At 72.2% G+C, this 10,777-nt stretch carries 14 protein-coding genes; 1 reads left to right on the plus strand and 13 read right to left on the minus strand.

Features of this window, described 5'->3' with window-relative positions:
- From VKG64_07695 to VKG64_07705, 3 genes are all read right to left on the minus strand, one after another.
- A partial coding sequence (locus VKG64_07695) for a nitrilase-related carbon-nitrogen hydrolase (protein HKB24925.1) occupies positions 1-826 on the minus strand: 826 nt, incomplete at its 3' end.
- A 244-nt stretch (positions 827-1,070) separates the two neighbouring features.
- Positions 1,071-2,099, minus strand: a complete 1,029-nt coding sequence (locus tag VKG64_07700) for a TIGR00730 family Rossman fold protein (GenBank protein ID HKB24926.1) — start codon at positions 2,097-2,099, stop codon at positions 1,071-1,073.
- Positions 2,100-2,151: 52 nt separating this feature from the next.
- Positions 2,152-2,967, minus strand: a complete 816-nt coding sequence (locus VKG64_07705; protein HKB24927.1) for an arsenite methyltransferase — start codon at positions 2,965-2,967, stop codon at positions 2,152-2,154.
- 99 nt (positions 2,968-3,066) lie between these two features.
- Between VKG64_07705 and VKG64_07710 the strand changes: the two genes are divergently transcribed.
- Positions 3,067-3,651, plus strand: a complete 585-nt coding sequence (locus tag VKG64_07710; protein HKB24928.1) for an arsinothricin resistance N-acetyltransferase ArsN1 family A — start codon at positions 3,067-3,069, stop codon at positions 3,649-3,651.
- Here VKG64_07710 and VKG64_07715 read toward each other — a convergent pair.
- From VKG64_07715 to VKG64_07760, 10 genes are read right to left on the minus strand one after another with little or no spacing between them, the layout of a single operon-like run.
- Entirely contained in the window at positions 3,584-4,576 is a 993-nt protein-coding gene (locus tag VKG64_07715) for an inorganic phosphate transporter (protein ID HKB24929.1), read from the minus strand. The two genes, VKG64_07710 and VKG64_07715, sit on opposite strands and share 68 nt — an antisense overlap.
- A gap of 19 nt (positions 4,577-4,595) precedes the next feature.
- Positions 4,596-5,213 carry a DUF47 family protein gene (locus tag VKG64_07720; protein ID HKB24930.1) on the minus strand — a complete coding sequence of 206 codons (618 nt, stop codon included), beginning with the start codon at positions 5,211-5,213 and terminating at the stop codon, positions 4,596-4,598.
- 19 nt (positions 5,214-5,232) lie between these two features.
- Positions 5,233-6,117, minus strand: a complete 885-nt coding sequence (locus VKG64_07725) for an urease accessory protein UreD (GenBank protein HKB24931.1) — start codon at positions 6,115-6,117, stop codon at positions 5,233-5,235.
- Positions 6,062-6,697: an urease accessory protein UreG gene (gene ureG / locus VKG64_07730; protein ID HKB24932.1), complete on the minus strand. Its 636-nt coding sequence runs from the start codon at positions 6,695-6,697 to the stop codon at positions 6,062-6,064. Before ureG ends, VKG64_07725 begins: the two co-directional genes overlap by 56 nt.
- A complete protein-coding gene (locus tag VKG64_07735) occupies positions 6,694-7,386 on the minus strand; it encodes an urease accessory UreF family protein (GenBank protein HKB24933.1) in 693 nt (230 codons plus the stop codon). The genes ureG and VKG64_07735 overlap by 4 nt, the downstream gene beginning before the upstream one ends.
- Positions 7,376-7,834 (minus strand): urease accessory protein UreE, encoded by a 459-nt coding sequence (locus tag VKG64_07740; protein ID HKB24934.1) that lies wholly within the window; start codon positions 7,832-7,834, stop codon positions 7,376-7,378. The genes VKG64_07735 and VKG64_07740 overlap by 11 nt, the downstream gene beginning before the upstream one ends.
- A gap of 1 nt (position 7,835) precedes the next feature.
- Positions 7,836-9,554, minus strand: a complete 1,719-nt coding sequence (gene ureC, locus VKG64_07745; protein HKB24935.1) for an urease subunit alpha — start codon at positions 9,552-9,554, stop codon at positions 7,836-7,838.
- The gene (gene ureB / locus VKG64_07750) at positions 9,551-9,901 is read right to left on the minus strand and encodes an urease subunit beta (GenBank protein ID HKB24936.1); all 351 of its coding nucleotides are present in this window, start codon (positions 9,899-9,901) and stop codon (positions 9,551-9,553) included. Before ureB ends, ureC begins: the two co-directional genes overlap by 4 nt.
- Complete coding sequence (locus VKG64_07755) at positions 9,898-10,434, minus strand: GNAT family N-acetyltransferase (GenBank protein ID HKB24937.1); 537 nt, start codon at positions 10,432-10,434, stop codon at positions 9,898-9,900. The genes ureB and VKG64_07755 overlap by 4 nt, the downstream gene beginning before the upstream one ends.
- A gap of 5 nt (positions 10,435-10,439) precedes the next feature.
- Positions 10,440-10,742 (minus strand): urease subunit gamma, encoded by a 303-nt coding sequence (locus VKG64_07760; protein HKB24938.1) that lies wholly within the window; start codon positions 10,740-10,742, stop codon positions 10,440-10,442.
- Positions 10,743-10,777: the final 35 nt, after the last annotated feature.

Below are 10,777 nucleotides of genomic sequence, written 5' to 3' on the forward strand. Positions count from 1 at the left end.
CGAGCGCCGGCAGCACGACGCGCGACACGGTCGCGTCGGCGCGGAGCTTCTCCTTCCGGCGGCGCGAGTCGTGCAGCCGCGCGCGGAAAACCGCCTCGAGGTCGAGGTCGGCGACGACGAAGTCCTCCGCGAACTGGCGCCCGCGCGCGACCGGCTCGCCGTGCTCGTTGACGACGAGGCTCGCCCCGTCGAAGACCAGCTCGTCCTGCCCGCCGACCAGGTTCACGAAGGCGAGGCACACGAGGTCGTCCGCGGCGCGCGTCGCGACCATCTTCTCGCGAAAGTGCGCCTTGCCCGCGTGGTAGGGCGACGCGTTGATCGTGACGACGAGCTCCGCGCCCGCCAGCGCCTGGAGCGTCCCCGGGCCCGTCGGGTACCAGATGTCCTCGCAGATGTTGACGGCGAAGGTCGTCTCGCCCGCGGTGAAGACGGGGGCGTCGGTGCCGGCCTGGAAGTAGCGGTTCTCGTCGAAGACGCCGTAGTTCGGCAGGTATCGCTTGTGGTAAACGCCCGCGCGCGCGCCGTCGTGGAGCACGGCCGCGGCGTTGAAGATGTCGTCGCGCTTGTCGACGAAGCCGACGACCGCGGTGATGCCGCGCGTGGCGCGCGCGACGTCGCCGAGGGCGGCGAGGTTCGCCTCGATGAACGCCGGCTTGAAGAGGAGGTCCTCGGGCGGGTAGCCGGTGATCGCGAGCTCGGGGAACGCCACGAGGCCGCAGCCGAGGCCGCGCGCCCGCTCGATCGCGTCCACGATCTTCCGGACGTTGCCCTCGAAGTCGCCGACCGTCGTGTTGATCTGCGCGAGCCCGACCCGGAACCGCCTCATGGCCCCCATTGTACGATGTATGATACCGCGTCGCGATGACCGCCAAAATTCCGTGGCTTCCCGCAAGCTTACCTCCCGGCGCCCACGCCGAGCGTTGTCCGAAGTGCGGGCGCCGGGCGCTCGTTCCCTGGACGCTCCGTCGCGACGGGCGCACCCTGCGGGTCCTGCGCACGTGGGTCTGCGTCGAGTGTCAGGCGACCGAGGAGCGGCCCGAGCCCGAGTAGGCTAGCAGGGCGAGCCGAATCTACAGGCCGTTCACGAAGTCGACGAGCTGCCGGAGCCGCGAGTAGGACGAGCGGTCGAACCGGAGGATGAGCCGGGGCAGCGTGGGAAACTCGTCGAGCTCCTGCGCCACCGGTCCGGGGGCCTGCTCGGTCGGTCCCTTCAGGATGTCCTCGAACTTGCGGTCGAGCTCCGCGAGCTGCGTGTCGGCGAGCGGGCGGAGCAGCCGCAGCACGAGCTTGTCACCGACGATCCGCGACGAGTGGTAGACGCGGTAGAAGCCCGTGATCTCCGCGACCGCCTCCTCCGCCGTGTCCACGATCCGGTAGAACGCCATGTCGTTCGCCTCGATGAGCCTCCGCTCCACGAGCGTGCCGATCCAGCGGTCCCAGATCCGCCAGTAGGGCTTCGGCCCGGCCTCGATGAGCACGACCGGCACGATCTCGGCCTTGCCCGTCTGCGCGAGCGTGAGGAACTCGAAGCACTCGTCCATCGTCCCGAAGCCGCCCGGGAAGAGCGTGATCGCGCTCGCCTCCTTCATGAGGAAGAGCTTGCGCGTGAAGAAGTACTTGAACGTGATGAGCTTGGGATCGGAGGCGATCCAGGGGTTCGCCTCCTGCTCGAACGGCAGGCGGATGTTGAGGCCGAAGCTCTGCTCGCGCCCCGCCCCCTCCTGCGCGGCGCCCATGATGCCGCCCCCGGCGCCCGTGACGACCATCCAGCCCTCGCCGACCATCCGGCTCCCGAACTCGCGCGCCATGCGGGCGGCGTCCGCGTCCCCGGGCGTGCGCGCCGAGCCGAACACGGTCACCTTGCGCACGTCGCGGTACGGCGCGAACACCTTGTAGGCGTAGCGCAGCTCCTTGAGCGCCACGTTGGTGATCTTGAGGTCGCCCGTGGAGGCACCGTCCTCGTGGAGCTTCATCACGGTCGTGAGGAGCTGCTGGAACAAGACGCGCCGGTCCGCCGGGACCTCGGCGGCGTCGAGGAGCTCGGCGATCAGGCGGTTCGCGGCCTCGTTCTGGAGCTGGTAGCGACGCGGCTCTGCCACGCCTTCGAGTATACCGTCCCCGCGCCGCGCGCCCGAATAGCCCGGCGGGCGCTTACCGCGGCTTCCGGGCCCGCACGAACGCGCTCATGAACTTCCCGTCCACCTCGGGGGCGATCGCGTCGGCGTCGATGCCCGAGCCCGCCAGGAACTCCCGCGCGTCGTCCACCCGGTAGACGCGCGTCGGCTCCACGTCGATGGCCTCGAAGCCGGCGCCGGCGAGCTTGTCGCGGTACTCGCGCTCCTCGAGGGCGCCCGCGACGCACCCGATCCAGAGCTCGACGCTCCGGCGGATCGCCGGCGGCACCGCGCCGCGGACCACGACGTCCGACACCGCGAACCGGCCGCCCGGCTTGAGCACCCGGAAGGCCTCGGCCAGGACCCGGTCCTTGTCGGCCGACAGGTTGATGACGCAGTTCGAGATGACGACGTCCACCGAGCCGTCGGGCAGCGGCACGTTCTCGATCTCGCCCTTGAGGAACTCGACGTTCGTGACGCCCGCCTTCCGCTGGTTCGCGCGGGCGAGCGCCAGCATCTCGTCGGTCATGTCGAGGCCGTAGGCCTTGCCCGCCGGGCCCACGCGCCGCGCCGACAGGAGCACGTCGATCCCGCCGCCCGAGCCGAGGTCGAGCACCGTCTCGCCCGGACGGAGCTCGGCGAGCGCCGTCGGGTTGCCGCAGCCGAGCGAGGCGGCCACGGCCTCCGCGGGAAGCTCCGCGGTCTCGCCCGTCGCGTAGATGTTCGAGGTGATCGGGTCGCACTCGCCGCGCGACGGCGCGGCCCCGCAGCAGGAGCTGCCACCGCTCGTCACCCGCAGCGCCGCCTGCCCGTACTTCTCCTTCACGAGCTCCTTGAGCTTCTCGTCCGCCATGGCCGCCTCCTCTTCGTAACGACTGCCCGGAGTATATCTCGATATTTCGAAACATGTCAAAGTAATTCCGGCGGGCCGCGAGGCGGTACCATCACGCCCGTGACGACCCGCGACCGTCCGACCGTCCGCCTGGCGGCCCGCGCCGACGCCCCGGCGATCGCCCGCATCTACAACCAGGGCATCGAGGAGCGCATCGCGACCTTCGAGACCGAGCCGCGGACGCCCGCCGAGATCGCCGCCCGGCTCGCCGAGAAGGGCGACCGGTTTCCCACGGTCGTCGTCGAGCGGCACGGCGCCGTGGTCGCCTGGGCCTCGGCCGGGCCCTACCGCGCGCGCCCGGCCTACGCGGGCGTCGCCGAGCACTCGGTCTACGTCGAGCGCGGCGCCCGGGGCGGGGGCGCCGGCCGCGCCGCGCTGGAGGGCCTCGCGCGCGAGTACGAAGCGCGCGGCTTCTGGAAGCTCGTCTCGCGCATCTTCCCCGAGAACACGGCGAGCCTCGCGCTGCACGCGCGCGCGGGGTTCCGCGTGGTCGGCGTCTACCGCCGCCACGGCCGGCTCGAGGACCGGTGGCGCGACTGCGTGATCGTGGAGAAGCTGCTCGGCGCGGCGGCGGCCGTCAGCCGGCGAGGACGCGGATCAGGAGCCACGCGGCGCCGGCGACGACCGCCGACGCCGGGATCGTGAAGATCCACGCCCACACGATGCGGCCGGCGACGCCCCAGCGCACGGCCGAGAACCGCTGCATCGCGCCGACGCCCATGATCGCGCCGCTGATCGTGTGCGTCGTGCTCACCGGGATGCCGGCGATCGCGGTGCCGATCAGCGTGATCGCGCCCGCGGTCTCGGCGGAGAAGCCGCCGATCGGGCGGAGCTTAGTGATGCGCATCCCCATCGTCCGCACGATGCGCCACCCCCCGAACGTCGTGCCGAGGCCGAGCGCGGCGCCCGCCGCCAGGATCACCCAGAAGGGGACGTAGAACTCCGGCCCGAGGTGGCCCGTCGTGAAGAGCAGCACCGCGATGATCCCCATGGTCTTCTGGGCGTCGTTGGTGCCATGGCCGATGCTATAGGCGGCGGCCGAGAGGAGCTGGCCGCGGCGGAAGATCCGGTCCACGCGCCCCGGGGTCTCAGCCCTGAAGGTCCACATCGTCAGCAGCATCATCGTGAAACCGACCACGAGGCCGATCAGCGGCGCGAGGATCATGAAGACGCCGATCTTAACGAGACCGCCGACGACCAGCGAGCCGAGTCCCGCCTTGGCCACGCCCGCGCCCGCGAAGCCGCCGATGAGCGCGTGGGAGGAGCTGGTCGGGAGCCCCCAGCGCCACGTCACAAGGTCCCAGACGATCGCGCCGACGAGCCCCGCGAGGATGACCCACTGGTCCACGACGCTGGTCTGGACGACCCCCTTCCCGACCGTCGTCGCCACGTGGACGCCGAAGCCGAACGCGGCGATGAAGTTGAAGAAGCCCGCCCAGACCACGGCCTGGAGCGGCGTCAGCACGCGCGTCGAGACGACCGTGGCGATCGAGTTGGCGGCGTCGTGGAAGCCGTTGATGAAATCGAAGACGAGCGCGACGAGGATGATGAAGACGAGGGCGGTCAGCACGGGGCGGGGGGCTCGGGCGTCACGCCATCTTGAGGATGATCCCCTCGATCACGTTCGCCACGTCCTCGCACCGGTCCGTGACGGCCTCGAGGGTCTCGTAGATCTCCTTCCACTTGATCACCTCGATCGGATCGCCCGCCGCCTCGAACATCGCCGCGAGGGTCTCGCGCAGCAGCGTGTCGGCGCGGTTCTCGAGGCGGTTCACCTCCACCGCGTGCTCGTGGAAGCCCGGGTCCATCGTGCGGAGGCACCGGATGCCCCGGTCCATGGCGGCGACCTGCGCGACGATCAGGTCGGCCATCGCGCGGCACGCCGAGGTCGGCTCCTTGATCCGGTAGACGACGAGGCGCTCGGCCACCGCCTCGATGAAGTCGAGGACGTCGTCGAGCCGTGTCGCGAGGTCGTGGATGTCTTCGCGGTCGAGCGGGGTGATGAACGTCGTGTTGAGGCGCCTGACGATCTCGTGCGTGATCTGATCGCCGGCGTGCTCGACCTCCTTGATCGCCGAGGCCTTGGCCCGGGCGTCGGCAAAGTTGTGGACGAGCTCGGAGAGGAGGGCGGCGGCCTTGATGATCTGCTGGGACTGCTGCTCGAAGTAGTCGAAGAAGCGGACTTCCTTCGGGATCAGGTTGAACATGGAAGTCCCTCGAAGTGTATCACGGCTTGCGCAGGGGAAGCGGCGGGAGCCCGAGGACCTCGCGGCGCGCCGCGGCCCAGAGGGCGTCGAGCCCCTCGGTGAGCGCGGGGGCGTCCGCCGCGAGGCAGCGGACGATCGCGCCGCGACGGGGCAGCGCCGCGACGCCGCCGCTGAGCCCGCGGGCGCGCTCGAGGACGCGCCCCGCGGCGGCGGTGAAGGCCTCGACGCCGGCCTCGGCGACGACGACCAGCGTCGCGAAGTACGGATGCCCCTCGGCCGCGCCGAGCCCGGCGGCGCCGTCCCCGTCCCGGAGGACGAACCGGTCGTGGAAGACGAGGCCGCGGCGCTCGCGGACCGTCACGGCGCTCTCGAGGCGGCGGAACCTCCAGGCCTCGCCCCGCGCGACGCGGCCGGCGGCGAACGCGTCGAGCAGGAGCAGCGCCGCGCCGTCGTCCAGCTCGCAGTCGATGGCCTGACGGAACGCCGAGCCCGCGAACGGGATCGTGTGGTCGGGCACCCACTCGACAACGGCCGCGCGGCCGAGCCGCAGCGCGACCGTCTGCACCGCGGCCTCGGCGGGCGCCCGGTAGACGCGGCTCGCCGACGGCGTCGTGAGCAGGGCGTGGGCGCCGGGCCCGACGTCGGCCTCGATCGTCAGGCGGTCGCCGCCGACGAGCCCGCCCGTCGGGTTCAGGACCGAGACGACGCACGCGGGATCGTCGAGCGCGACCGGCGCCAGGACCTGGAGCGGCAGCGTGTACCGCACGCGCCGCAGGACCGTGGCGGCGCCGCGGCGCTCGAAGCCGAGCGCGAGCGCGCCGTCGCGGCCGACGCGCGCGGCGTCGGCGCTAGCGCGCGGCCGGCTCGAGGAGGAGCTCCCCGCGGATCCAGGAAAGGATCGCATCGACTCCCTCGCCCGTGCGCAGGTTGGTGAACACGAAGGGCTTGGCGCCCCGCATCCGCCGCGCGTCGCGCTCCATCACCGAGAGGTCGGCGCCGACGTGGGGCGCCAGATCGATCTTGTTGATCACGAGCATGTCCGAGCGCGTGATGCCGGGGCCGCCCTTGCGCGGGATCTTCTCGCCCTCGGCGACGTCGATCACGTAGATCGTCGCGTCCACGAGCTCGGGGCTGAACGTGGCGGCCAGATTATCGCCGCCGCTCTCGATCAAGAGCAGGTCGAGATCCGGGAACGCCTTCATCAGCTCGTGGACGGCTTCCAGGTTCACCGACGCGTCTTCCCGGATGGCCGTGTGCGGGCACCCGCCCGTCTCGACGCCCACGACGCGCGCGGCCGGCAAGACGCCCCGCCGGATCAGGAACTCGGCGTCCTCCTTCGTATAGATGTCGTTGGTGATCACGGCCATGTCCACGTGCGCGCGGAGGCGGAGGCAGAGGGCCTCGGCCAGCGCGGTCTTGCCGGAGCCGACGGGGCCGCCGATGCCGATCTTGAGGGGCCGCGGGATGCGAGCGTTCGCGCTCATGACCTGAACAGCCTCGCGTCGAGCGTCGCGTGGCGGATGCCCGCGAGCTCGAGCCCGGGGTTGAAGCTCCACATGTCCTCGACACGCGCCGCCGCCGCGGCGGCGGCGAGCCGCGCCACGTCGGGGCGCAGTCCGGCCAGCACCCGCTGCCCGTCCAGCTGGCCGAGGGCGATGAGCCGGAGCGCGGCGCCCACGAGGAGCGCCGCCGTCGAGTAGAGATAGGCCGCCGCGGCGCGCTCGGGGTCGACGCCCGAGCGGCCGAGGGCGGCGCCGAGCGCGACCGCGTGGTGCCCGGCCGCCAGGCCGTCCTCGACGAGGCGCGCGAGCTCGCCGAGCACCGGGTCCCCGCCCAGGCCCGCGGCGACACGGAGCGTCTGGCGGCCCATCTGTCGGCTCGCCGAGCGGTACTCGGGCACGCACTTCATCGCGTCGAGCCTCTCGTCGAGCGCGACGACGCCGGCGACGTCGCCCGCGGCGGCGCGGCGCGCGGCATGAGCCACGGCGACGGCGTCGCACGGCCCGGCGCTCCCCTCGAGGTGCGCGCGGACGAACGCCTCGAGCCCCGCGCGGTCCCTCACCCGCCCCTCCTGGGCGTATGTCTCGAGACCGAACGAGTGGGCGAAGCCGCCCGCGGGGAAGAGCCCGTCGGCGAACTGGAGCAGGGCCAGGAGGGCGCCGTCAGTGGTCATGACGATGCCCGGCGCCGACGGGGACGAACACGCGCTGCACGCGCTCGAAGGCGACGGCGAGCCGCCCGAGGAGCTGCTCCATCGCCGGGTCGTCGGGGATGAGCAGCCGCTCGCCGTCGAGCGCGAGCGTGAAGTGGCGGTTGCCGACCTCGAAGGCGATGCGGATCGCCTCGTCGCGCGAGCGCGGCGTCACCGCGAGCACCGGCTCGGGCGCCGCCTCGATGACGACGTACCAGCCGGGGCCGACGTGCAGGATCTCGCCGGGCGTGAGCGTGCTCCCGGTCGGGAGCGCGAGCGCGAGCGTGCGACCGGCCTGCGTCGTCACGCGGCGCCGCCCCCAGCGCCGCTCCTCGGCGGTCAGCACGAGCGCGTCGCGCTCGAGCCGCGAGAGGTCCGCGTCGTGCAGGTGAACGTGCGGGTGCGTGACGACGACCACCGGCTCCGCCATGTCAGAAGAGGAAGTATCGCTGCGCCATCGGCAGCACGCGCGCCGGCTCGCACGTGAGCCGCTCGCCGTCCGCGCGCACCTCGTAGGTCTCCGGGTCCACCTCGATACGCGGGAGCGCCCCGTTGTGGATCATGTCGCGCTTGCCGATCCGCCGGCAGTTCTGGACGGCGACGGCGCGGCGCGCGAGGCCGAGCCGCCCCGGCACGCCGGCGGCGAGCGCGGCGGCCGAGACGAACGTGAGGGCGGTCGCGCCACGCGCCCGGCCAAGGGCGCCGAACATCGGCCGGTAGAGGACCGGCTGTGGCGTCGGGATCGACGCGTTCGGGTCGCCCATCGCCGCCCAGGCGATCATCCCGCCCTTCACGACGAGCTCGGGCTTCACGCCGAAGAACGCCGGGCGCCAGAGAACGAGGTCGGCGAGCTTGCCGGCCTCGACGGAGCCGACGTGGGCCGCCATCCCGTGCGCGATCGCGGGATTGATCGTGTACTTGGCGACGTAGCGCTTGACGCGGAGGTTGTCGTCGCCGGGCCGCTCGCCCGGCAGCGGCCCGCGCTGGCGCTTCATCTTGTCGGCGGTCTGCCACGTGCGGATGATGACCTCGCCGATCCGTCCCATCGCCTGCGAGTCGGACGACATCATGCTGATCGCGCCGAGGTCGTGGAGCACATCCTCGGCCGCGATCGTCTCGGCGCGGATGCGCGACTCGGCGAAGGCGAGGTCCTCGGGGATCCTGGGGTTGAGGTGGTGGCAGACCATCAGCATGTCGAGGTGCTCGTCCATCGTGTTCACGGTGAACGGCATCGTCGGGTTCGTCGAGGACGGCAGGCAGTTGGGCTCCCCGCACACCCGAATGATGTCGGGCGCGTGGCCGCCGCCGGCGCCCTCCGTGTGGTAGGTGTGGATCGTCCGCCCCTTGAACGCGCGGATCGAGTCCTCGACGAAGCCCGCCTCGTTGAGCGTGTCGGTGTGGATCGCGACCTGCACGTCGTGCTCGTCGGCGACCGAGAGCGCCGTGTCGATCGCCGCGGGCGTCGTCCCCCAGTCCTCGTGGAGCTTGAGTCCGATCGCGCCCGCCGCGATCTGCTCGCGCAGCGGATCGGGCGTGGAGGCGTTCCCCTTGCCCAGGAAGCCGAGGTTCACCGGGAACGCCTCGGCGGCCTCGAGCATCCGGTGGAGGTTCCACTCGCCCGGCGTGCACGTCGTCGCGTTCGTGCCCGTCGCGGGGCCCGTGCCGCCGCCGACCATCGTGGTCAACCCCGCGCTGATGGCCTCCGTGACGAGCTGCGGGCAGATGAAGTGGATGTGCGTGTCGAGCCCGCCCGCGGTGACGATCTTGCCCTCGCCCGCGATCACCTCGGTGCCCGCGCCGATCACCATGCCGGGCGTCACGCCCGCCATGATGTCGGGGTTCCCCGCCTTGCCGACGCCCACGATGCGCCCCTCACGGACGCCGATGTCCGCCTTGACGATCCCCCAATGGTCCACGACGACCGCGTTGGTGATCACGACGTCGAGAACCCCGTCGGCGCGCGTCGCGCGCGCCGACTGCCCCATGCCGTCGCGGATCACCTTGCCGCCGCCGAACTTCGCCTCCTCGCCCGGCGTCGTGAGATCGCGCTCGATGCGGATCAGGAGCTCGGTGTCGGCGAGCCGCACCCGGTCGCCGGTCGTCGGACCGTAGAGGTCCGCGTACTGCCGCCGCGTCAGGCGCAGGGTCATCGCCGCCGCTCCCACTCGGCGAGCCGCGCGAGCGCGCGCTCGCGGTCGCCGCCCTCGGTGAGGCCGTTCAGGCCGAAGACCCGGCGCGCGCCGCCGAACTCGACGAGCGTCACGCGCTTCTCGTCACCGGGCTCGAAGCGGACCGCCGTGCCCGCGGGGACGTTCAGGCGCATGCCGAACGCCAGGGCGCGATCGAACCGGAGCGCACGATTCACCTCGAAGAAGTGGAAGTGCGAGCCGATCTGGATGGGCCGGTCGCCCGTGTTTGCCACGGTCAGCTCGACGGTCCTGCGCCCCACGTTGGCCACGACCTCGCCGCTCTCGAGCAGGTACTCGCCGGGAATCACGTCGTTCCTCCTTCCAGGAGCTTGTAGTAGAAAGCGCTCGGATCGAGCTCGCCGCCGACGCTCCGCGCGTACGCGGGCACGACGCCCGCCAGAGTGTAGCCCACGCCGGCGTAGAGCCGCTCGGCGTGGTCGCCGTGGCGCGTGTCGAGGACGAGCGTGGTGAGGCCCCGCCGGCGCGCCTCGTCCTCGAGGGCCAGCATGAGCGCGCGGCCGATCCCGCGCCGGCGGGCCCGCGTGTGCACGATGACCTTCATGGCCTCGGCGCGGTGCCGCCCGTTCGGCCGCGTGCAGAGATCGAGCTGCGCGGTGCCCACGAGCGCGCCGCCGGCGTCGCGCGCGACGACGAGCACGCGCGATCCAGCGCGGATCGCGGCGACGACCGTGCGCCAGTAGGCGTCGGCCTCGCCCGGCGCCATCGGAGGCAGGAACCCGATCGAGGCGCCGTTGTCCACCGCGTCCTCGAGGAGCTCGGCGAGCGCGCGCTGGTGCCGGACGGCGGCCTCGGCATCGAGGAGCTCGATCGTCAGGTCCATCGCGCTCAGCGGATCGGATGGTGGATCGTGACGAGCTTGGTGCCGTCGGGGAACGTGCCCTCGACCTGCACCTCGTCGATCATCTCGGGCACGCCCTCCATCACGTCGTCGCGCCGCAGGATCGAGGGGCCGGCCTCCATGAGCTCGGACACGGTGCGGCCGTCGCGGATCCCCTCGAGGATCTCGGCGGTGAGCAGCGCGAGCGCCTCGGGGTGGTTCAGCCGGAGCCCGCGGGCGCGGCGGCGGCGGGCCACCTCGGCCGCGGTGAAGATCAGCAGCTTCTCCTGCTCCCTGGGGGTGAGGTGCATCGCTGGACCTCCATTAACTGGGCACGGGCACCCGG

It is taken from the genome of Candidatus Methylomirabilota bacterium (assembly GCA_035260325.1).
Taxonomy (GTDB): domain Bacteria; phylum Methylomirabilota; class Methylomirabilia; order Rokubacteriales; family CSP1-6; genus AR19.

What these genes read in the sequence shown, in the direction of transcription:
- VKG64_07705 (HKB24927.1), bottom strand. Translation starts at nt 2,967, where the DNA reads ATGGCGGACGAGAAGCTCAAGGAGCTCGTGAAGGAGAAGTACGGGCAG.
- VKG64_07720 (HKB24930.1), bottom strand. Translation starts at nt 5,213, where the DNA reads ATGTTCAACCTGATCCCGAAGGAAGTCCGCTTCTTCGACTACTTCGAG.
- VKG64_07725 (HKB24931.1), bottom strand. Translation starts at nt 6,117, where the DNA reads ATGCGATCCTTTCCTGGATCCGCGGGGAGCTCCTCCTCGAGCCGGCCG.
- ureG (HKB24932.1), bottom strand. Translation starts at nt 6,697, where the DNA reads ATGAGCGCGAACGCTCGCATCCCGCGGCCCCTCAAGATCGGCATCGGC.
- VKG64_07735 (HKB24933.1), bottom strand. Translation starts at nt 7,386, where the DNA reads ATGACCACTGACGGCGCCCTCCTGGCCCTGCTCCAGTTCGCCGACGGG.
- VKG64_07740 (HKB24934.1), bottom strand. Translation starts at nt 7,834, where the DNA reads ATGGCGGAGCCGGTGGTCGTCGTCACGCACCCGCACGTTCACCTGCAC.
- ureC (HKB24935.1), bottom strand. Translation starts at nt 9,554, where the DNA reads ATGACCCTGCGCCTGACGCGGCGGCAGTACGCGGACCTCTACGGTCCG.
- VKG64_07755 (HKB24937.1), bottom strand. Translation starts at nt 10,434, where the DNA reads ATGGACCTGACGATCGAGCTCCTCGATGCCGAGGCCGCCGTCCGGCAC.
- VKG64_07760 (HKB24938.1), bottom strand. Translation starts at nt 10,742, where the DNA reads ATGCACCTCACCCCCAGGGAGCAGGAGAAGCTGCTGATCTTCACCGCG.